Origin of the sequence: Curtobacterium sp. MCPF17_018 (assembly GCF_003234135.1) — a bacterium.
GTDB lineage: Bacteria > Actinomycetota > Actinomycetes > Actinomycetales > Microbacteriaceae > Curtobacterium > Curtobacterium flaccumfaciens.
Map to the genome: position 1 here is coordinate 83,105 of NZ_QKSJ01000002.1, position 18,647 is coordinate 101,751.

Here is an 18,647-nt window from a genome sequence, read left to right on the forward strand (position 1 = left end):
CCGATGTGCCCTGCGGTCCTGCTGCGGACCGGGGCCGACCCGGGGGAACGGGAGACAGACCTCGTGACGTGGTGCGCGTCGCCGACGGTGTCCGTCGCCCGGGGGATCACTCGCTCGCGACGGGGGTGGTGTCGCGGGGGATCCGGCTGGAACGGGTGCCGATCAGGCACACATTCGACAACGCATGACCGGCATGGTCGGCATCATCGCGCCGACGGTCCCCACTGCCCCTGCGGAGGAGCACGCCTCGGAGAGGACGCGGGTGGACACGGTTGCAGTCATGTGACGAGTATCTGCGGTATACCAACGCGGTGTCAACCGTCCGCGCGGACGGTGCGGTGGGCGCGACCGCACGGGCGTCGAGCGCCACGCCCGTTCTTTCCCATTGCGCACGCGATGGGAAGTGGAATCGGGCGTACCGGGTGGAAAGAACCGACCTGGTACGCCCGAATCGACCTGGTACGCCCGAATCGACCTGGTACGCCCGGAACGGGCAGGTACGCCCGAATCGACCTGGTACGCCCGGAACGGACGGTGCGGTGGGCGTGACCGCACGGACGACAGGAGGCGCGGTGCCGACCGGCACCGCGCCTCCTGTCCGTGGGTGGTCGCTACTCGGCCAGGCCGTAGAGCCGGTCGCCGGCGTCGCCGAGGCCCGGGACGATGTACCCGTTCTCGTCGAGCTTCTCGTCGAGCGCACCGAGGACGATCGAGACGTTGCGGTCGCCGACGGCCTGCTCGACCATGGCGAGCCCCTCGGGGGCACCGAGGATGCACACGCACGTGACCTCCTGCGCACCGCGGGCGAACAGGAAGTCGATCGCGGCGGCGAGGGTGCCACCGGTGGCGAGCATCGGGTCGAGCACGAAGCACTGCCGACCGGACAGGTCGTCGGGCAGGCGCTCGGCGTAGGTCTGCGGCTCGAGCGTCTGCTCGTTGCGGGCCATGCCGAGGAAGCCGACCTCTGCCGTCGGGACGAGCTTGACCATGCCCTCGAGCATGCCGAGCCCGGCGCGGAGGATCGGGACGACGAGCGGCCGCGGCTTGGCGATCGCGACGCCCATGGTGTGCGCCACCGGCGTGTCGATCGGCGTCGCCGTGACCCGGACACCCCGCGTGGCCTCGTACGCGAGGAGCGTGACGAGCTCCTCGGTCAGGGCGCGGAACGTGGGGGAGGGCGTCGTACGGTCGCGGAGCACCGAGAGCTTGTGGGTGATGAGCGGGTGGTCGGCGACGTGGACTCGCATAGGGTCGAGCCTAGCGTGCCGCCGACCGTCAGGAGGTCCCGTGGAGGAGCCCGCAGCCCGCCCGTTCGTCCCGGCGATGGAGCGTGCGCTCGACGAGGCCCGACGGTGCCTGGAGACCGACGACGTACCGGTCGGCGCGGTGGTGCTCGACCGCGACGGCGTCGTGGTCGCCACCGGCCGGAACGAGCGCGAGGCGCGGCAGGACCCGACGGCCCACGCCGAGGTCCTGGCGCTGCGTGCTGCTGCGGCGGTGACGGGGGACTGGCACCTCGAGGAGCACACGCTCGTCGTGACGCTCGAGCCCTGCCCGATGTGCGCCGGCGCCGTCATGGCCGCACGGGTGCCCCGTGTCGTGTTCGGCGCGTGGGACCCGAAGGCGGGCGCCAGCGGCAGCGTCTACGACATCGCCAGGGACCGCCGGCTGCCGCACCGCTCCGAGGTCATCGGGGGCGTGCTCGAGCAGGCGTGTGCCGAGCTGCTCGACGACTTCTTCAGTCCGCGGCGAGGATGACGATCGCCTCGGTCGGCGGCTGCGGCCCGGTGCGCAGGACGTCGGGTTCGACGTAGATCACCCGGGCGATCGGCACGGCGCTCCGGACACGCTGCTCGACGGTGTCGATGCCGGCGGCGACGTCACCGAGCCGGCGGTCCCCGTCGACGGCGACCTTCACGCCGACCATCAGCTCGTCCGGTCCGAGGTACAGGGTCTTCAGGTGGATGATCGCGTCGACCTCGGGGCCGTCGAGCACCGCCTGCTTGATGCGCTCGACGTCGGCGGCGGTCGCGCCCTCGCCGACAAGCAGGCTCTTCGTCTCGATGCCGAGCACCACCGCGACCGCGATGAGCAGCGCCGCGATGAGCATCGTGCCGATCGCGTCGAACACCCCGTTGCCGGTGATCGCCGTCAGGCCGACGCCGAACAGGGCGAAGACCAGGCCGAGCAGGGCCGCGGTGTCCTCGAGCATCACGACGGGCAGCTCGGGGGCCTTCGCACGGCGCACGAACTGCACCCAGCTCTGCGAACCCTTCTGCGGTCGGGCCTCGTGCAGGGCGGTGCGGAGCGAGAAGCCCTCGAGACCGATGGCGATGACGAGCACGACGAGGGGGAGCCACCAGTTCTCGAGCGGGCGCGGGTGGGCGAGCTTCTCGATGCCCTCGTAGAGCGAGAAGACACCGCCGACCGAGAACAGGATGATGGAGACGACGAACGCGTACACGTAGCGTTCACGCCCGTAGCCGAAGGGGTGCTCCTGGTCCGCCGCTCGCCGGGCCTTGCGGCCACCGAGCAGCAGCAGGAGCTGGTTCGCGGAGTCGGCCAGGGAGTGCACGCCCTCGGCCAGCATCGACGCCGATCCGCTGATCGCCGCCGCGATGAACTTCACGATCGCGATGCCGATGTTGGCACCGAGTGCGGCGAAGATCGCCTTCGTGCCTCCGGAAGCGCTCACAGCTGTCCCCTTCTCGTGGTCTGCGACACGATCCTAGGCGGGTCGCGTCGGTAGGGTCGGGAGCATGACGATCGACCTGCCCCGCACCGCCCTGCTCGGCGTCGGCTCCATGTCCGGCGCGGTCCTCGACGGCCTGCTCGCCGCGGGACTCGACCCGGCCACCGTGACCCTCACCACGAAGTCGGAGGCGTCCGCTGCTGCCCACCGGGAGCGCGGCCTCGACGCCACCGCGAGCGACACCGACCCCGACGCCAACCGGGCGGCCGTCCGTGGCGCGGCCCTCGTCGTGGTCGGCGTGAAGCCGTACATGATCGCGGACCTGCTCGACAAGGTCGCCGACGACCTGGAGCCCGGTGCCGTCCTGGTCAGCGTCGCCGTCGGCACCACCACCGCGAGCATGGAGGCTCGGGTGCCCGCCGGCGTCCGGGTCGTCCGTGCCCTGCCGAACACCCCGATCGGCGTCGGCCACGGCGTCACCGGCATCAGCGCGGGCACCTCGGCCGACGCCGAGGCCGTCGCACTGGCGTCGTCGGTGTTCGCCGCCTCGGGCGAGGTCATCGAGGTGCCGGAGGCGCAGCTCGACGCACTGTCCGCCGTGTCCGGCTCCGGTCCCGCCTACGTCTTCCTGCTGGTCGAGCAGTGGCAGCGTGCCGCCGAGGAGCTCGGGTTCACCCACGAGCAGGCGGCGACGATGGTGCAGGGCACCGTCCGCGGCGCGGTCGAGCTGCTCGAGCGGTCGGGCCGTGAGCCCGCCGACCTGCGCCGTGCGGTGACGAGCCCGAAGGGCACGACGGAGCGGGCAGTCGCGGTGCTGCAGGACGCCGACCTGGCGGACACGCTGCTGCGTGCGTCGCGTGCCGCGATCGCGCGTGCCGAGGAGATCGCCGCGTCGTAGACGCACACCGCGTCGTGGACGCAGCCACAGTGCGGACGGGAGGCCCGGGGCGACACCGCCACGGGCCTCCCGTCCGTCCTGCGGTCGCTACTCGTACGCGGCGAAGCGCTCCAGGTCGGTCTCGGAACCCGAGACGATGATGACGTCGTCCTCGCCGATGACGCTGTCCGGCGTCGCCGGCACGAACGGGTTGCCGGGCGGCTTGATGCCGAGCACGGTCAGGCCGAAGCGCGTGCGGATCACGGTGGTGGCGAGGTCCTTGCCGCGGACCGCGCGCGGCGGGAACATCTTGACCACGGCGAAGTCGTCGTCGAACTCGATGAAGTCGAGCATCCGGCCGGACACCAGGTGCGCCGTGCGCTCGCCGGCCTCACGCTCGGGGTAGACGACGTGGTTGGCGCCGATGCGGGACAGGATCGTGCCGTGTGAGCGGCTGATCGCCTTCGCCCAGATCTGCGGGACGCCGAGATCGACCAGGTTCGCCGTGATGAGCACGCTCGATTCCAGGTCGCTGCCCGTGCCGACGACGGCGATGGCGAAGTCCTGCGCGCCGATCTGCCGGAGCGCGTCGATGTCGGTCGCGTCCGCCTGCACCGCGTGGGTGACCCGGTCGGACCACTTCTGCACCAGTCCGGCGTCGGTGTCGACGACGAGCACCTCGCGGTCCTGGCGTTCGAGCTGCCCGGCGGTGGCGGCCCCGAAGCGACCGAGCCCGATGACGAGGACGGGAGCGTCGTGACTGATGGCACCGTGCTGGTGCGACGAACGGGTGCGGTCAGCCAACGATCGGCCTCTCCTCGGGACGGCGGAACAGTTGCCGGCTCTGGCTGGCGGCCAGGGCAGCGGCGATGGTCACTGTACCGACCCGGCCGAGGAACATGGTGGCGGCGAGCACGTACTTGCCCGATTCCGGCAGGTTCGCGGACACGCCGGAGGACAGACCGCTGGTCGAGAACGCCGAGATCACCTCGAACAGCACACGGTCGAGCGAGTCGTCGGTGATCTGCAGGAGCACCACGGTCGCGACGGCCACGATCGTCGCTCCCCAGAGCACGATGGCCACCGCGACCCGCAGGACGTCGCTCGGGATCCGGCGACCGAAGGCCTCCATGCTCTGGCGGCCGCGCGCCTCGGCGACCGCGGCCAGGAACAGCACCGCGAGGGTCGTCACCTTGATGCCGCCGGCCGTCGAGGCGGATCCGCCTCCGATGAACATGAGCATGTCGGTCACGAGCAGGCTCGAGCCGTTGAGCTGGTCGAAGTCGACGAGCGAGAAGCCTCCCGAGCGGGTCATCGTCGACAGGAAGAGCGCCTGGAACGCGGTGCGCCCGGCGCCCTCCTCGCCGAAGGTCGTCGGGTTCGACGCCTCGAGCGCGATGTAGACGGCCGCGCCGCCGAGGAGCAGAACCGCGCTCGTCGCCAGGGTGAGCTTGACGTGGATCGGCCAGCGCCGCGGGGTGCGCAGCTGCTTCGTCAGGGCACGGATCACCGGGAACCCGATGGACCCGGCCACGACGCCGACCATCAGGAGTGACAGGAACCAGTAGTCGTGGGCGAACGGGTCGAGGCCGTCGGCGTTCGGGGCGAACCCGGTGTTCGTGAAGGCCATCGCCGCGTAGTAGAAGGAGTCGCCGACCGCGGTCCAGAACGGGATGCCGGCGATGAGCACCGACGGCAGGAGCAGCAGGCCGAGGACGATCTCGATCGACAGCGTGCTCACCGCCACGGTCGCGAGCAGGGTGCCGACCTCGCCGAGCCGGACGGCCTGTCCCTCGGGCACGGCGCCGTGGTGGGTGCGGAGCGGGTTCGAGTCGCCCGCCGCCATGAGCTTCGCGCGCAGGCCGAGCTTCCGGGTAACGAACAGGCCGAGGATCGACGCGAAGGTCAGCACACCGACCGCGCCGATCTGCGTGCCGATGACCACCAGGACCTTGCCGAACACCGACCAGTGCGTCGCCATGTCGACCGTGGACAAGCCGGTGACGCAGACCACCGAGGCCGCGGTGAAGAGGGCGTCCGCGAAGTGGGTGCTGCTGCGGTCCACCGTGGCCCACGGCGTCATGAAGAGCACCGTGAACAGGAAGATCAGCGCGATGAACACGACGATCGCCAGTCGGGACGGCGACGAGCGCAGCACCGTCGCGATCCGGCTCGCTCGCCGTCGGCCGACACTCACGTGGTGCGGGATCGGCTCGGTTCGGTCGAGCATGCGTATGCCTCCGAGGACATGGGCCGGGACGGTTCGTCATGGTACATCCGTGGTGCCCCGGCTAGCCTTGCCCCATGGCCGACATCTTCTCCGTCGTGGCGGACCCGACCCGGCGCGAGCTGCTCGGCACGCTGTTGTCCGCCTACGGTTCGGACGTCACCGGCGGGGAGCTCAGCGTCGGCCAGCTCGTCGAACGCCTCGGGGTCAGCCAGCCCACGGTGTCGAAGCACCTGCGTGTCCTGCGCGACATCGGTCTCGTCACCAGTCGCGAAGAAGGGCAGCACCGCTACTACCGGCTCGACCCGGAGCCGCTCGTGAGCCTGGAGGACTGGGTCCTGCCGTTCACGGGCGCGGTCGACGCCGACGGCACCCCGGCCACCACGGCGTGGACGCCGGACGGCCAACCGGTGTCGATCCGCCGGAACGGCGCGGCCGGCAAGGCGACCGTCGAGGTGGGCACCGAACTCGGCCGTGTGATGGCCGAGGCGTCGTACCGGGCCACCGCGGCGATCTCCGGGGCACAGCAGGGCTGGGAGCGCGTCGTCGACCGCAGCCGCAAGCGCTTCACCCGCCGGGGCGACGAGGACTGACTCTGCGCACGTGGCCTGGTGAGGACGCAGCACAGGCCGGGTGCACGCGGCGCGACTGATCCTGGACACCGGGTCGCACGCGCCTCTACAGTTGCCACTGACCACACAGGTCACACCACTCCCGTGCGCAGCGCGCGTGCGAGCCCCGAAGGCGGACCATGACCGGCAGTTTCGACGACGTGCGCTTCCTCACCGTCGCTGAGGTCGCCGAGATGATGCGCGTCTCGAAGATGACCGTGTACCGGATGGTGCACGCCGGGGAGCTCCCCGCCATCCGCTTCGGCCGCTCCTTCCGCGTCCCCGAGTCGGCCGTCGCCGACGTGTTGCGCGGTGGCGTGGCGGACGTCGGCTGAGCACGCGTTCGACATCACAGCGGGCAGCCGGTAGACTCGGGCAGGTTGATTTTCCGCGGTCTCTTCGGCCCGGTGTCCGTACATCAGCATCAGTCCGAGCGAGGTCCACATGGGTTCTGTCATCAAGAAGCGTCGTAAGCGCATGGCGAAGAAGAAGCACCGCAAGCTCCTTCGCAAGACGCGTCACCAGCGCCGCAACAAGAAGTAGACCCTCACAGGTCTGCGCAGGTCGGAGGACCTGCACGAGAAGCCCCGGTTCGCCGGGGCTTTCGCGTTCCCGGACTACGCTGGGACCATGCCCGCAGTGACGTTCCTGACGAAGCCCGGATGCCACCTCTGCGATGACGCCCGACCCGTGGTCGAACGCGTCGTCGCCGACCACCCGGGGGTCACCCTGCAGGAACGCTCGATCCTCGACGACGATGCCCTCCGCCAGGAGTACGCGGAGGACATCCCGGTCGTGCTGATCGACGGGCGCGTCCACAGCAACTGGCACGTCGACGCCGACCGGCTCGCACGTGCGCTCGAGAAGGCCGAGGCCCGCGCATGATTTCCCACGTCGTCTCCTGGTCCCTGCGTGCGGACCTCGACCGCACCGCGTCGATCGCCCGCATCCGCGAACTCCTGACCGGTCTGGTCGGCACCGTCGAGTCGATCCGCTCGCTCGAGGTCGTCGAGAACGTCGCGTACCCGGACAAGAACCACGACGTCGCGGTGGTCGCCACCTTCGACGACCTCGCCGGGCTCGATGCGTACCAGGTGCACCCGGAGCACCAGGCCGCGGCAGCGGAGATCCGCGAACTGGTCACGGCACGGGCCGCCATCGACTGGCAGAGCTGAGCCGGGCCTCCCGTCCGGCGCTCGTCGCTTCGTGAGCAGCAATGGTCGCCTCCCGCATCGGGAGGCGACCATTGCTGCTCACCAGGTGCGCGCGGCGGGCGCCGCGCAGCGCGGGACCTACGGGGTCAGGCGCGTCGGGCCACGGAACAGGTACGTGACCTCGCGGATCGACGGCTCACCGAGCATGAGCATCAGCACGCGGGCGAGGCCCATGCCGAAGCCGCCGTGCGGCGGGACGCCGTAGCGGAAGAAGTCGAGGTACCAGCCGAGCTCCTCCGGGTCGAGGCCCTTCTCGACGGCCTGCGCCTCGAGCACGTCGACGCGGTGCTCACGCTGGGCACCCGTGGAGATCTCGGCGCCGTTGAAGATGAGGTCGTAGCTGTTCGTGACCGACGGGTCGCCGGGCTTGCGCATGTGGTAGTACGGCCGGATCGACGCGTCGTACTCGGTGACGAACACGAACTCGGAGCCGTGGTGCTCCTTCGCCCAGGCGGCGACGCGGCGCTCGCCCTCGGGGTCCAGGTCACCGTCGGCGCGGACGACGTCGTAGCCGCTGTCGGCGACGATCTTGCGCGCCTCGGCCAGGGTCACGCGGGGGAACGGCGTCGCGGGGACCTGCAGCTCGAAGCCGAAGACCTCGGCGATGTCCTTGCCGTACTTCTCCTTGACGGCGGTGATGCCCGCGACCAGGACCTCTTCGTGCATCGCCATGACGTCCTCGTGGGACTCGATCCACGAGAACTCGGCGTCGACGCTGGTGAACTCGGTGGCGTGGCGACTCGTGAACGAGGGGTCGGCGCGGAAGGCGTCGGCGATCTCGAACACGGCGCCGAAGCCGGCCGGCTGCGCCATCTGCTTGAAGTTCTGGGGGGACTGCGCCAGGTAGGCGGTCGTCTCGAAGTACTCGAGCTGGAACAGCTCGGCGCGCGACTCGGACGCCGACGCCATCAGCTTCGGCGTGTGGATCTCGATGTAGTCGCGGTCGACCCAGTACGTGCGGAACGCGTGCTCCAGGGTCGTCTGGATGCGGAAGATCAGGTTCTGCTTGCGGTTGCGCAGGTCGAGGAAGCGCCAGTCGAGACGCTTGTCGAGCGACGAGTCGTCGGCAATCGGGGTCTCCGGGATCGCGGCGCTCACCACCTGCAGCGCACCGATCTTGACCTCGAGCCCACCGAGCTTCACGCGCTCGTCGTGCTTCAGCGTGCCGGTGACGTGCACGAAGGTGCCGTGCGCCAGGCCGGAGATCTCGTTGGTGGTCGCGAGGGCGGACTGTGCGGCGTCGTCGCCGTCCTCGGCCTCGCGCGTCGCCGGGTTCACGAGCTGGACGGCGCCGGTCTCGTCGCGCAGCACGACGAACTGCACCTTCTTCTGGTCTCGGACGGTCTCGACCCATCCGGCCACGGAGACGGGACCGTCGGGGAGGGCTGCCAGGTCGGCGATGCGGGTGCGTTCGATCACGGTGGTCGAGTCTAACCGCCTGCGTCCGGGGGCGTGGGCGGCAGGGTTCCTTCCTCCACAGGGCCGCCTGCGTCCGGTGTTCTCCACCGAATGCCGGGAGGCCCGTGGCGGCGCGCGTGGACTCCGTAGCGTTCTCGACGTGGCCGGGTCGCGGGACGAGAGGGGGACCGGGTGGGGACGGGGACAGGGGAACTCGCGACCTGGCCGCCTGCGGCGGTCGCGACGGTGGTCGCGTCGTTGTTGGCGCTCGGCGGCACCACGACGGCGACGATCTGGTCGTTCATGCGGTGGCGGCGGGAGCAGCGCGCGATCGAGCGAGCGTACGTGTGGCAACAGGTCGTCTGGGCAGCCGAGATGGTCTCGTCTGACGACGTCGGCAAGGCCGAGATCGGTCGGATGGTGGCCGGCGCGATGTACGACATGCAGATTCATGGACGGGTCGATGATCCGGGTGTGAGTGTCCTGGTACGAACACTCGGACAAGAGGAGCGCGATGCAACGGATGTTCATGCACATGACGGGTGAAGAACGTCAACGTGCTCAGGCCCGGCTCAACCAGGTGATCCTCGACGCGTACCCGAAACGGAAGGCGCGGAAGATGATCGCCATGTTCGAGCGGGTGGAAGCCCGTCTGGAGTACACCCCGGAAGCAGCCGCCGAGGCCGAACGGCGATGGCTTGCGCGGTACGAGCGTTCAGGGGAGCGAAGCGCGGAGTGACCCGAGCGTGCCGATGAACTCCTCGGCCATGCCGGCCCGCTCGACGAGCTTGGCGTGACGGGCTCGGGCGTCCTCGAGGTACGCGTCGAGGCGGGCCGCCAGCGCCGGTTCGTCCTCGGGGTCCTTCGTCGCGAGGGCGTCGACCACGCGGAGCAGCTCGGCCATCTCGTCGAGCGTGAACCCGAGCGGCTTCATCCGGCGGATCACGAGCAACCGTTCGAGGTCCTGCGCCGTGTAGACCCGGAACCCGCCGGGGGTACGGCCGCTCGGTACGAGCAGCCCGACCTCGTCGTAGTGCCGGATGGTGCGCAGGGACATGCCGGCGCGATCGGCGAGTTCGCCGATGTGCATCGTGTCGGGGACGTCGCTGGTGCTCACGGCGTACGACTCTACCCTCACGTGAGGGTAGAGTTCCGATCGATGTCCGTGATCACACACGCGCCGACGGCCCCGAGCGTCCTCGCCGCCCTCCGCTCGCCCCGCATGCTCACCCGAGAGGTCCTGGCCGGCATCGTCACCGCGCTGGCCCTCATCCCCGAGGCGATCTCGTTCTCCGTCGTCGCCGGCGTCGATCCCGCGGTCGGTCTGTTCTCGAGCGTCGTCATCGCGATCGTGATCTCGATCGTCGGTGGTCGCCCGGCGATGATCTCGGCCGCAGCCGGCTCGGTGGCCCTCGTCATCGCCCCGCTCGTCCGGGAGCACGGGATCGAGTACCTGGTGCCCGCGATCGTGCTGGGTGGCGTGTTCCAGCTCGTGCTCGGGTTCCTCGGGGTGGCACGGCTGATGCGCTTCATCCCGCGCAGCGTCAACGTCGCGTTCGTGAACGCCCTGGCCATCCTCATCTTCACCGCCCAGCTGCCGAACCTGCTCGGCGACGACGTCCCGTTCGTCGTCTGGCCGCTGACCGTTCTCGGCATCGCGATCATCGTCGGCTTCCCGTTCCTGACGAAGGCGATCCCCGCACCGCTCATCGCGGTCGTCGTCGTCACCGGCCTCACGATGGTGTTCAGCATCGCCGTGCCGACGGTCGGCGACGAGGGCGCCCTGCCGACGGCGCTCCCGGGCTTCGGCGGCATCACGACGCCGTTCACCTTCGAGACGCTGCAGATCATCGCCCCGTACGCGTTCGGCGTCGCGATCGTCGGCCTGATCGAGACCCTGCTCACCGCGCAGCTCGTCGACTCCATCACGGAGACGGGCTCGAGCAAGTGGCGCGAGTCGTGGGGTCAGGGCGTCGCGAACATCGCGTCCGCCTTCTTCGGTGGGACCGGCGGCTGCGCGATGATCGGCCAGACGGTGATCAACGTGAAGACCGCGGGTGCCCGGACCCGCGTCTCGACCTTCGCGACCGGGGTCTCGGTGCTGGTCCTGACGATCGTGCTCCACGACCTCGTGGCCCAGATCCCGATGGCGGCACTGACGGCGGTCATGCTCATGGTCTGCGTCGCGACCTTCGACTGGCACAGCATCCGGCCGCGCACCCTCCGACGCATGCCGCTCGGCGAGACCGCGGTCATGCTCGTCACCGTCGTCGTGGTCGTCGTGACCGAGAACCTCGCCACCGGGGTGCTCGTCGGCGTCGTCGTGGCGGCCCTGGTCTTCGCCCGACGGGTGGCGCACGTGGTGACCGTGGTCCGCGAGCCGGTCGACGACCGTACGGTGCGGTACCGGGTCCGCGGGGCGCTGTTCTTCGCCTCGTCGAACGACCTCGTCACACGGTTCTCCTACGCCGAGGACCCCGAGCACGTGATCATCGACCTGGCCGACGCGCACGTGTTCGACGCGTCCACGGTCGCAGCGCTCGACGGGGTCGAACAACGGTTCGCGAAGCACGGGTCGACCGTCGAGGTGGTGAACCTCGACTCGGGGTCGATCGCGCTGCACGGACGGCTCTCCGGCGAGCTCGGCGGCTGAGCGCTTCCGCATCCGGTGAATCCCCTGAGGGGGCGGTGGGAACCACGGGGCGACCTACACTGGAACCCATGCCCGCGACCCGTCTCCACCTCGTCCGGCACGGAGAGGTGCACAACCCGGGCCGCGTCCTCTACGGCCGGCTCCCGGGCTTCGGGCTGAGCGAACTCGGCACCCGGATGGCCCAGGCCTCCGCCACGGCATGGAAGGACGCCGGCGTCGACGTGCGTCGGATCGTCGCGTCCCCGCTGCAGCGCACGCAGGAGTCCGCCGCACCCTGGTCGGCCGCCTACGGGCTCGACGTGACGCTCGACGAGCGCCTGATCGAACCGACGAACCGCTACGAGGGGCAGCCCCCCGGGTTCACGAAGCGCTCGCTCGGCCGCCCGGCGGAGTGGCCGTGGATCGCGAACCCGCTGCGTCCCAGCTGGGGCGAGGCGTACGAGTCGATCGCCAACCGCATGCTCGCGGCGATGACCACGGCGTGGGAGAGCGTGGACGAGGGCGACGTCGTCCTGGTCAGCCACCAGCTGCCGATCTGGATGGTCCACCGGAAGCTCGCGGGGGAGCCCCTGTGGCACGACCCGCGCAAGCGCCGCTGCGACCTGTCGAGCATCACCACCGTCGAACGTGTGCCCGCCACGTCGACCGGTCGGTTCACCGAGGTCGGGTACGCGGACCCCGCGCAGGAACTGCGCGCGACCGCCGTCGACGAAGGAGCAGTGTGAACAGCACGAGCAGTGCGCGCGTCATCAGCAAGCGGTTCGCGGTCCTCGCAGCCACGGCCGTGGCCGCCGTCCTCGTCCTGTCCGGCTGCTCGTCGGACAGCGGCGGCATCGCGAAGCAGTACGGCAACGGCACGACCCAGAACTACATCTCCGGTGACGGCGCCGTGACCGAGGTCTCCGCGAAGGACCGCACCGACCCGGTCACCTTCCGGGCCGAGGACTCGAACGGTGACACCGTCTCGTCGAAGGACCTCCGCGGCAAGGTCGTCGTCCTGAACTTCTGGTACGCCAGCTGCCCGCCGTGCCGTGCCGAGGCGAAGTACCTCAACCAGGTCCACGACGACTACGCCGACGCCGACGACGTCGCCTTCATCGGTGTCAACGTGCGTGACGAAGCAGCGACCGCGGCCGCCTTCGAGCGCACCTTCGACGTGCAGTACCCGACCGTCCTCGACCAGCGCACGGGCACGATGCAGCTGGCGATGTCCGGGCAGATCGCACCGAACGCGGTGCCCGCCACGATCGTCCTCGACACCAAGGGGCGCGTCGCTGCCCGGGTCCTCGGCGCGATCGACGGCACGAGCATCCTGAAGACCCTGGTCAGCGACGAGCTCGACGCCGGCAAGGCCTCCTGACCCGTGACCTCCAACCCCTTCGCCGACGCGATCCTGAGCGGCCAGATGGCCGTGGCGCTGCCCGTGGCGGCGCTCGCCGGGCTCGTGTCGTTCCTGTCCCCGTGCGTGCTGCCGCTCGTTCCGGGGTACCTCGGGTACGTCGGCGGTGTCGCCGAGGGCGGGCAGCGTCGGGGCCGTGTGGTGCTCGGCGTGCTGCTGTTCATCGCCGGGTTCACCGCGGTGTTCGTGGCGTACACCACCGTGTTCGGGGCGCTCGGCTTCTGGCTCGTCCGCTGGCGCGACCTCATCACGCAGGTCCTCGGGGTCGTCGTGATCGCGATGGGCCTGGTGTTCGTCGGTCGGTTCACGTTCCTGCAGCGCACCATCAAGCCCGGTTGGACCCCGGCCACCGGGCTCCTCGGCGCCCCCCTGCTCGGCATCGTGTTCGGCCTCGGCTGGACCCCGTGCCTCGGCCCGACCCTGGCGGCCATCAACCTGCTCAGTGTCCAGTCGGGCAGCGCCTGGCAGGGCATGTGGCTCGGGGTGGCGTACTGCCTCGGGCTCGGCATCCCGTTCGTCCTCGTCGCCCTCGGCGCCGGCTGGGCCACGGGGGCCATCGCGGCGGTGAAGCGTCACATGCGCACCGTCAACATCATCGGAGGAGCGATCCTGATCGTCATCGGTCTGCTCATGGTCACCGGTATCTGGTCGGCCGTCATGTCGAGCGTCGGGGCGGTGATCCAGAGCTTTGTCCCCGCGGTCTGACCTCAACGAGCACATCCCGACGGGCGCAGGCGACGGGGCCGACAGCGCCTCCGACCCGCAGCGACCGTCCGACCACGTCGACGGCTCCGGCCCCACCGACGGCGGCGTCAACCAGCCGAGGCTGGGTTTCGTCGGGTACCTCCGGTTCTTCTGGCGGCAGCTGACGAGCATGCGCACGGCGCTGTTCCTGCTCATGCTGCTCGCCCTCGCGGCGATCCCGGGCTCGCTCGTCCCGCAGCGCACCGCCGACCCGAACGGCGTCGTGCAGTACAAGGCGGACCACCCGCAGCTCTACCCGGTCCTCGACAAGCTCCAGGTCTTCGACACCTACACCTCGGTGTGGTTCTCCGCGATCTACCTGCTGCTCTTCATCTCGCTCATCGGCTGCATCGTGCCCCGCACGAAGCACCACTGGCAGGCACTGCGGACACGTCCGCCGAGGACCCCGGCGCGCCTGGCGCGACTGGCGGGCTTCCGCACCGTGGCGGTGCAGCCGGACGCGATGATCGACGGGACGACCGGGATCGACGCGACCACGGGCCTCCCGTCCGCCGAGCACGCGGTGACGCGCGCGATGGCGATCCTGAAGCGGTCCGGGTACCGCGTCGAGCGGTTCGGCGACTCGGTGAGCGCGGAGCGCGGCTACCTGCGCGAGACCGGCAACCTGGTGTTCCACGCCGCCCTCGTCGGCGTGCTCCTGGCGGTCGGCGTCGGCGGCGGTTTCGGCTTCACCGGACAGCGCCTGCTGGTCGAGGGTCAGACGTTCTCGAACGTGCTCGGCTCGTACGACTCGTTCAACCCCGGCCGCTGGTTCCAGCAGACCGACCTGAAGGGCTACAACCTCCGGCTCGACAAGTTCGTGACGAAGTACGAGGAGCGCAACCTCGACGCCCTCGGCCAGGCGCTCGACTACTCGGCCACCGTCACGAGCACCGAGAAGGGCGGCGAGCCGAAGACGAGCCGCCTCGGTGTGAACGAACCGCTGCACGTCGGGGGTACGAACGTCTACCTGCTCGGCAACGGCTACGCGATGCAGGTCACGGTGCGCGACGGCGACGGCGACGTGGCGTTCAAGGACGTCGTGCCGTTCCTGCCGGAGGACGCGAACTACACCTCCACCGGCGTCATCAAGGTGCCGGACGCGAAGCCGGACCAGCTCGGCATGGTCGGGTTCTTCTACCCCACCGCGTCGAAGCTCGCGAGCGGCGCGTACTCGAGTGCCTACCCGGACACCCAGAACCCGCTGTTGACGCTGCAGGTCTACACGGGCGACCTCGGGCTCGACAGCGGTGTGCCGCAGAGCGTGTACACGCTCAGCACCAAGGGTCTCGACCAGATCGCCGGACGGCAGTCGGACACCGCGAGCATCGCGCTCGAGCCCGGCCAGACGAAGAAGCTGCCTGAGGGCGCCGGGTCGATCACCTTCGACGGCGTCAAGCGGTACGTCTCCCTCGACGTCCACCACGACCCCTCGCAGCTCTGGGTGGGCGGGTTCGCCCTGCTCTCCACCCTCGGTCTGCTCACCTCGCTGTTCGTCCCGCGCCGCCGCGTCTGGGTGAAGGTCGTCCCGCGTCGCGACGCGCAGGACGGCGAGTACGACCTCGAGTACGCCGGACTCGCGCGCGGCGAGGACCCGAACCTCGAACGGGCCGTCGCGGACATCGCACAGCGCCACACGTCGGACCTCGGAGTTAGGATGCAAGTCCGAGCTGACCAGGAATCTAGCGGAATCTAGGCGGTATCAGCGCCCGGAGTCCGCAGGGAGTCCGCAGGAGCAAGGGAGGACGTCATCAGGTCCGCAGCAGCGGCTCGGGTGACGTCCTCTGCAGTTCCCCACAAGTGGCTGTAGGTGTTCAGGGTCGTCGACGCCTTCGCGTGGCCGAGGGCACGCTGCACCGTCACCACGTCCGCGCCGTGAGCGATGAGCCCGGACGCGTAGTAGTGCCTCATGTCGTGAGGCGTGAACCCAATGACGCCTGCCGCCTCGAGCGTCTTGTTCCAATGCCACCGCAGCGAGTCGGGGTTCGGAGGACGGCCCGGCAGCAGCCACCCCTCATCGCCGTGCACACCGATGTTTGCCACGTGCTCCGACAGCATGGTCACGAGCGCATCCGGTAGGTACACCTTCCGCTCGCTGCCATGCTTCGGCGGGATCACCGCCAGCGTCCCCGGCTCCTTCTGCACCTGACGAGACACCTGCAGCGTGCGCTTGAGGAACGCGATGTCGCCCTGCTGGACGCCGGCCACCTCGCCGATGCGCAGACCTGCAAACGCAGCGAGTGCGACGAATGGGCGGAACCATGACTCGGCCGCGTTCACGATCGCGCCGACCTGCTCCGGTGTCGGGATCACCATCGCGACCTCAGCACGCCGGGTACGGGGGAGACGCACACCGATCGACGGATCGACCGTGAGTACCCGGTCAGCCATCGCGGCGCGGATGACTGTCCGCACGTTGCCGACACGAGTCTTGATCGTGCCCGGTGCGAGCCGGCCTTGCATGTCCTTCACCCACGCCTCAACGTGGGAGCGCCGCAGCTTCCCAACCTCTACCGTGTCGAACGTGCAGTCGTTCATCGTGATGTTGTACGAGTCGCGGGTCGACGATGCCCAGATCTGCCGAGGCGACCAGTCGTCGTAAAAACCTCGGAGGGTCGTCCTGCGCTCCGTAGGCGTCGTCCAGGTACCCTGCTGGCGCTTCGCAAGCTCTTCGACGATCCAGTCCTCGCCGGCAGCCTTCGTCCGGAAGTGCTTCGCATGTTCACGCCGCTTCCCGCCGTCGTCGAGGTAGTCGTATCGAGCACGCCACTGACCGTTCGGCCTGCGCTTAACGCTCGCCATGCTGCTTCCAGCTCTTCTCGATGATGCCCTGCACCTCCGCGACTGGATCCTTCTCGATCAGCCAGAGCGAGCCCTGCATGAAATTGTTGACCCGCGAACGGGTCTCCTCGTCAAGATCGTCGAAGTCGGCCTCATACAAGTCACGAACGGTAGTGACGTGCGTGCTGAGCACGGCTACGGAATCACCAAAATCCTTCGCAGCTTCCAGCAGCTTGTTGTACTCGCTCACAGTGTGTCGTCTGCCGACCTCGAAGATCATCAGCATGGCTTCTCGGCCGTCGGGATGTTGGAGGTCAGAGATTCCGCGACCGAGCACCTTGGCGTACGCGCCCGCTTCGACCATGGACACGTGACGCTTGCGGTTCTCAACGCGAGACACGGACATCACACTCATGGACGGCACGCCGGCAGCCTCCAACTTCTCCGCCATCTCAGCCAGGGTCCACCCTCGCTGCTGACGCTCGCGCGCCACTTCGGTCGCGAAGTTCTTCTCGGCCGGGGTGAAGCTCGTCTCTTCTGTCACGGGGGATAGCAAATCACACAACTGGGATTGCGCGCTACCTGATCCGTGTGTATAACTAGTGGTACGAGCAGTTCTCAGAACTGAGAAGGAGGCACAGATGCCCGTCACGCTTCGCACCATCCCCGAAGCGGCCCCCCAGTTCCGCAAGACCGAAACGGCCTTCCGGCAGTGGATCAGGACTCCAGACTTCCCGCTGAAGGTGGTCCGCTTGGGCAAGAAGATCTACATCCCGCAAGAGAGCATCGACCGGTTCTTCGCAGAGGCCCTTCGGGAGGCCGGGTGACGAGACTGGGCATCCGAGCACTGGGCTGGCAGACGCCGCCGACATCCGCGCAAAAGGCGGCGCGCGCTTGCGAAGGTTGGGCCCTCGTGGGTCACGGCATCTGGATCTACCTGGCCGCTCCCATCACCCTCGCCGCAATTCGCCTCGAGCGAGAGCTGCAAACGACGAATCACCTCCCTCAACGAGACCCCACCTTTGAATGGGCTCTTCGATTGAGCGGGCGAGCGGAGTACAGCGGCTGGCAGCTCTACCACGAGCAGACCCGAGCTCGTCAGCCCCTCCATCCGGTGACCGTGAAGGAGATCGACTCGCTTTTCGATCCCGTCACCGGATGGTTCTCCAAGCAACCAACGAGGGTTCGAGAGGGCCGTTGGTCCGGCAAGTACCGATCCGTACCGAAAAAGGAAGGCCCGAGCGCTCCTGGCAGAGCGTCTCGGGCCACGTCCCACCAGTAACCACTACGAAACTAAGGAACGAAGAACATTGTCCAGCACAGACATCATGACACGCCCCACTGACATCCACGCAAGCGCCCCTTCGGGGGACGCTGTAGCTGCGCGGGTCGGCACCGCGACGCTCGAGCTGAAGGGGTGGCACCACAAGCAGTGGAAGCAGCCTGACCCCAACGGTCTCTACAGGGTCATCACCACGCACCGCCGGTACGAGGGCAACCGCGAAGAGATCAGCGCGATGCCCGACGCAACGACATGGGGTCACCTGACGCCGGTCGAGTACCAGCTGCACACGACTCCGGGGTACCGGTGGGGCGACCACCCGGAAGATGAGGTGACCAGCCGCCCGAACGAGTTCGTCATGACGTACGTCGGCTTGTACAAGCTCGTCGGCTACTCCTTCGACCCGGGGGAAGGGATCATCACCGGGAAGTTCGAGCGAGTCGAGGGGGACGCCTGATGGACGACGTGATCAAGCTCGTCAACGTCGATACGACTTTGACTGGACGCGCCGAAGTGATCATCGACGCTCAGCCGAGCCAGTTCAGCGACGGCTACTCGCTCATCCTGACGCCATCCGAAGCGCTGCGATTGGCTCACGCCATCGTCGCTCGCGTCTCCGACGTGCGGACTCAGCCGATCGCCGTGCCCATGCTGGTCCCGACCCTGCAGGTGGCTGCCTGATGCCGGCGGGCAAGACGACGGTCGACGGGTTCGCGGTGCTCGCCATCAACGGCGTCGTGGGACTGCGTGCCGAACGTCCCCTGACGGA

The 18,647-nt window shown here is 69.0% G+C and carries 25 protein-coding genes; 17 read left to right on the forward strand and 8 right to left on the reverse strand.

All coding sequences use genetic code 11. The features are described 5' to 3' along the window. Positions 1 to 611: 611 nt before the first annotated feature. Entirely contained in the window at positions 612 to 1,247 is a 636-nt protein-coding gene (gene upp / locus DEJ27_RS02950) for a uracil phosphoribosyltransferase (protein WP_027466329.1), read from the reverse strand. 76 nt (positions 1,248 to 1,323) lie between these two features. Here upp and DEJ27_RS02955 point away from each other — a divergent pair, with 76 nt between their 5' ends. Further along, the gene (locus DEJ27_RS02955) at positions 1,324 to 1,758 is read left to right on the forward strand and encodes a nucleoside deaminase (protein WP_071247896.1); all 435 of its coding nucleotides are present in this window, start codon (positions 1,324 to 1,326) and stop codon (positions 1,756 to 1,758) included. On the opposite strand, the gene DEJ27_RS02960 is transcribed toward DEJ27_RS02955, so the two are convergent. Next, the gene (locus DEJ27_RS02960) at positions 1,739 to 2,695 is read right to left on the reverse strand and encodes a cation diffusion facilitator family transporter (RefSeq protein WP_111090274.1); all 957 of its coding nucleotides are present in this window, start codon (positions 2,693 to 2,695) and stop codon (positions 1,739 to 1,741) included. The two genes, DEJ27_RS02955 and DEJ27_RS02960, sit on opposite strands and share 20 nt — an antisense overlap. A gap of 64 nt (positions 2,696 to 2,759) precedes the next feature. Here DEJ27_RS02960 and proC point away from each other — a divergent pair, with 64 nt between their 5' ends. Beyond that, on the forward strand, positions 2,760 to 3,590 hold the full coding sequence (gene proC, locus DEJ27_RS02965; RefSeq protein WP_111090275.1) for a pyrroline-5-carboxylate reductase: 831 nt from the start codon (positions 2,760 to 2,762) through the stop codon (positions 3,588 to 3,590). 87 nt (positions 3,591 to 3,677) lie between these two features. Here the strand turns inward: proC and DEJ27_RS02970 are convergent, their stop codons facing one another. Both DEJ27_RS02970 and DEJ27_RS02975 read right to left on the reverse strand, forming a co-directional pair. Then, positions 3,678 to 4,373, reverse strand: coding sequence for a TrkA family potassium uptake protein (locus DEJ27_RS02970; protein ID WP_216852501.1), 696 nt, complete (start codon positions 4,371 to 4,373; stop codon positions 3,678 to 3,680). Then, entirely contained in the window at positions 4,366 to 5,799 is a 1,434-nt protein-coding gene (locus tag DEJ27_RS02975) for a TrkH family potassium uptake protein (RefSeq protein WP_111090276.1), read from the reverse strand. Before DEJ27_RS02975 ends, DEJ27_RS02970 begins: the two co-directional genes overlap by 8 nt. Before the next feature lie 74 nt (positions 5,800 to 5,873). Between DEJ27_RS02975 and DEJ27_RS02980 the strand changes: the two genes are divergently transcribed. The 5 genes from DEJ27_RS02980 to DEJ27_RS03000 all read left to right on the forward strand — a co-directional run bounded on the left by DEJ27_RS02980 (position 5,874) and on the right by DEJ27_RS03000 (position 7,582). Next, positions 5,874 to 6,389 carry a helix-turn-helix transcriptional regulator gene (locus DEJ27_RS02980; protein WP_111090277.1) on the forward strand — a complete coding sequence of 172 codons (516 nt, stop codon included), beginning with the start codon at positions 5,874 to 5,876 and terminating at the stop codon, positions 6,387 to 6,389. Between the two features lie 158 nt (positions 6,390 to 6,547). Further along, the gene (locus DEJ27_RS02985; protein WP_017888579.1) at positions 6,548 to 6,742 is read left to right on the forward strand and encodes a helix-turn-helix domain-containing protein; all 195 of its coding nucleotides are present in this window, start codon (positions 6,548 to 6,550) and stop codon (positions 6,740 to 6,742) included. 109 nt (positions 6,743 to 6,851) lie between these two features. Beyond that, positions 6,852 to 6,950: a 30S ribosomal protein bS22 gene (locus DEJ27_RS02990; RefSeq protein WP_003792170.1), complete on the forward strand. Its 99-nt coding sequence runs from the start codon at positions 6,852 to 6,854 to the stop codon at positions 6,948 to 6,950. An 87-nt stretch (positions 6,951 to 7,037) separates the two neighbouring features. Further along, complete coding sequence (locus DEJ27_RS02995) at positions 7,038 to 7,292, forward strand: glutaredoxin family protein (RefSeq protein ID WP_071247435.1); 255 nt, start codon at positions 7,038 to 7,040, stop codon at positions 7,290 to 7,292. Continuing rightward, a complete protein-coding gene (locus DEJ27_RS03000) occupies positions 7,289 to 7,582 on the forward strand; it encodes a Dabb family protein (RefSeq protein ID WP_110861582.1) in 294 nt (97 codons plus the stop codon). The genes DEJ27_RS02995 and DEJ27_RS03000 overlap by 4 nt, the downstream gene beginning before the upstream one ends. A 117-nt stretch (positions 7,583 to 7,699) precedes the next feature. Here DEJ27_RS03000 and aspS read toward each other — a convergent pair whose 3' ends face one another. Next, positions 7,700 to 9,040, reverse strand: a complete 1,341-nt coding sequence (gene aspS / locus DEJ27_RS03005) for an aspartate--tRNA(Asn) ligase (RefSeq protein WP_111090278.1) — start codon at positions 9,038 to 9,040, stop codon at positions 7,700 to 7,702. 171 nt (positions 9,041 to 9,211) lie between these two features. Between aspS and DEJ27_RS03010 the strand changes: the two genes are divergently transcribed. Next, complete coding sequence (locus DEJ27_RS03010) at positions 9,212 to 9,565, forward strand: hypothetical protein (RefSeq protein WP_111090279.1); 354 nt, start codon at positions 9,212 to 9,214, stop codon at positions 9,563 to 9,565. Continuing rightward, the gene (locus tag DEJ27_RS17430; RefSeq protein WP_146244642.1) at positions 9,555 to 9,758 is read left to right on the forward strand and encodes a hypothetical protein; all 204 of its coding nucleotides are present in this window, start codon (positions 9,555 to 9,557) and stop codon (positions 9,756 to 9,758) included. Before DEJ27_RS03010 ends, DEJ27_RS17430 begins: the two co-directional genes overlap by 11 nt. On the opposite strand, the gene DEJ27_RS03015 is transcribed toward DEJ27_RS17430, so the two are convergent. Continuing rightward, positions 9,735 to 10,136, reverse strand: coding sequence for a MerR family transcriptional regulator (locus tag DEJ27_RS03015; RefSeq protein WP_375231888.1), 402 nt, complete (start codon positions 10,134 to 10,136; stop codon positions 9,735 to 9,737). The genes DEJ27_RS17430 and DEJ27_RS03015 overlap by 24 nt on opposite strands. Before the next feature lie 42 nt (positions 10,137 to 10,178). Here DEJ27_RS03015 and DEJ27_RS03020 point away from each other — a divergent pair, with 42 nt between their 5' ends. The 5 genes from DEJ27_RS03020 to DEJ27_RS03040 all read left to right on the forward strand — a co-directional run bounded on the left by DEJ27_RS03020 (position 10,179) and on the right by DEJ27_RS03040 (position 15,511). Beyond that, complete coding sequence (locus DEJ27_RS03020; protein WP_111090280.1) at positions 10,179 to 11,672, forward strand: SulP family inorganic anion transporter; 1,494 nt, start codon at positions 10,179 to 10,181, stop codon at positions 11,670 to 11,672. A 68-nt stretch (positions 11,673 to 11,740) separates the two neighbouring features. Beyond that, a complete protein-coding gene (locus DEJ27_RS03025; protein ID WP_111090281.1) occupies positions 11,741 to 12,397 on the forward strand; it encodes a histidine phosphatase family protein in 657 nt (218 codons plus the stop codon). Next, positions 12,394 to 13,032 (forward strand): TlpA disulfide reductase family protein, encoded by a 639-nt coding sequence (locus tag DEJ27_RS03030; protein WP_110861570.1) that lies wholly within the window; start codon positions 12,394 to 12,396, stop codon positions 13,030 to 13,032. The genes DEJ27_RS03025 and DEJ27_RS03030 overlap by 4 nt, the downstream gene beginning before the upstream one ends. Positions 13,033 to 13,077: 45 nt before the next feature. Beyond that, positions 13,078 to 13,776, forward strand: a complete 699-nt coding sequence (locus tag DEJ27_RS03035; protein WP_110861628.1) for a cytochrome c biogenesis CcdA family protein — start codon at positions 13,078 to 13,080, stop codon at positions 13,774 to 13,776. Further along, a complete protein-coding gene (locus DEJ27_RS03040; RefSeq protein ID WP_258370287.1) occupies positions 13,760 to 15,511 on the forward strand; it encodes a cytochrome c biogenesis protein ResB in 1,752 nt (583 codons plus the stop codon). The genes DEJ27_RS03035 and DEJ27_RS03040 overlap by 17 nt, the downstream gene beginning before the upstream one ends. Here the strand turns inward: DEJ27_RS03040 and DEJ27_RS03045 are convergent. Further along, positions 15,508 to 16,617: a site-specific integrase gene (locus DEJ27_RS03045; protein ID WP_111090282.1), complete on the reverse strand. Its 1,110-nt coding sequence runs from the start codon at positions 16,615 to 16,617 to the stop codon at positions 15,508 to 15,510. The two genes, DEJ27_RS03040 and DEJ27_RS03045, sit on opposite strands and share 4 nt — an antisense overlap. Beyond that, positions 16,604 to 17,140: a helix-turn-helix transcriptional regulator gene (locus DEJ27_RS03050; RefSeq protein WP_181430075.1), complete on the reverse strand. Its 537-nt coding sequence runs from the start codon at positions 17,138 to 17,140 to the stop codon at positions 16,604 to 16,606. Before DEJ27_RS03050 ends, DEJ27_RS03045 begins: the two co-directional genes overlap by 14 nt. A 97-nt stretch (positions 17,141 to 17,237) precedes the next feature. Here DEJ27_RS03050 and DEJ27_RS03055 point away from each other — a divergent pair, with 97 nt between their 5' ends. The 3 genes from DEJ27_RS03055 to DEJ27_RS03065 all read left to right on the forward strand — a co-directional run bounded on the left by DEJ27_RS03055 (position 17,238) and on the right by DEJ27_RS03065 (position 18,559). After that, positions 17,238 to 17,423 (forward strand): helix-turn-helix domain-containing protein, encoded by a 186-nt coding sequence (locus tag DEJ27_RS03055; RefSeq protein WP_111090284.1) that lies wholly within the window; start codon positions 17,238 to 17,240, stop codon positions 17,421 to 17,423. Between the two features lie 501 nt (positions 17,424 to 17,924). Next, positions 17,925 to 18,335, forward strand: coding sequence for a hypothetical protein (locus DEJ27_RS03060; RefSeq protein ID WP_111090285.1), 411 nt, complete (start codon positions 17,925 to 17,927; stop codon positions 18,333 to 18,335). Beyond that, positions 18,335 to 18,559, forward strand: coding sequence for a hypothetical protein (locus DEJ27_RS03065; protein WP_111090286.1), 225 nt, complete (start codon positions 18,335 to 18,337; stop codon positions 18,557 to 18,559). Before DEJ27_RS03060 ends, DEJ27_RS03065 begins: the two co-directional genes overlap by 1 nt. Positions 18,560 to 18,647: the final 88 nt, after the last annotated feature.

Coding starts and splice junctions, on each gene's coding strand:
- DEJ27_RS02975 (WP_111090276.1), bottom strand. CDS start 5,799: ATGCTCGACCGAACCGAGCCGATCCCGCACCACGTGAGTGTCGGCCGA.
- DEJ27_RS03065 (WP_111090286.1), top strand. CDS start 18,335: ATGGACGACGTGATCAAGCTCGTCAACGTCGATACGACTTTGACTGGA.
- DEJ27_RS02990 (WP_003792170.1), top strand. CDS start 6,852: ATGGGTTCTGTCATCAAGAAGCGTCGTAAGCGCATGGCGAAGAAGAAG.
- DEJ27_RS17430 (WP_146244642.1), top strand. CDS start 9,555: ATGACGGGTGAAGAACGTCAACGTGCTCAGGCCCGGCTCAACCAGGTG.
- DEJ27_RS03025 (WP_111090281.1), top strand. CDS start 11,741: ATGCCCGCGACCCGTCTCCACCTCGTCCGGCACGGAGAGGTGCACAAC.
- DEJ27_RS02980 (WP_111090277.1), top strand. CDS start 5,874: ATGGCCGACATCTTCTCCGTCGTGGCGGACCCGACCCGGCGCGAGCTG.
- DEJ27_RS02985 (WP_017888579.1), top strand. CDS start 6,548: ATGACCGGCAGTTTCGACGACGTGCGCTTCCTCACCGTCGCTGAGGTC.
- DEJ27_RS03045 (WP_111090282.1), bottom strand. CDS start 16,617: ATGGCGAGCGTTAAGCGCAGGCCGAACGGTCAGTGGCGTGCTCGATAC.
- DEJ27_RS03020 (WP_111090280.1), top strand. CDS start 10,179: ATGTCCGTGATCACACACGCGCCGACGGCCCCGAGCGTCCTCGCCGCC.
- DEJ27_RS02955 (WP_071247896.1), top strand. CDS start 1,324: ATGGAGCGTGCGCTCGACGAGGCCCGACGGTGCCTGGAGACCGACGAC.
- proC (WP_111090275.1), top strand. CDS start 2,760: ATGACGATCGACCTGCCCCGCACCGCCCTGCTCGGCGTCGGCTCCATG.
- DEJ27_RS03035 (WP_110861628.1), top strand. CDS start 13,078: ATGGCCGTGGCGCTGCCCGTGGCGGCGCTCGCCGGGCTCGTGTCGTTC.
- DEJ27_RS03060 (WP_111090285.1), top strand. CDS start 17,925: ATGACACGCCCCACTGACATCCACGCAAGCGCCCCTTCGGGGGACGCT.
- upp (WP_027466329.1), bottom strand. CDS start 1,247: ATGCGAGTCCACGTCGCCGACCACCCGCTCATCACCCACAAGCTCTCG.
- DEJ27_RS02995 (WP_071247435.1), top strand. CDS start 7,038: ATGCCCGCAGTGACGTTCCTGACGAAGCCCGGATGCCACCTCTGCGAT.
- DEJ27_RS03055 (WP_111090284.1), top strand. CDS start 17,238: ATGCCCGTCACGCTTCGCACCATCCCCGAAGCGGCCCCCCAGTTCCGC.
- DEJ27_RS03000 (WP_110861582.1), top strand. CDS start 7,289: ATGATTTCCCACGTCGTCTCCTGGTCCCTGCGTGCGGACCTCGACCGC.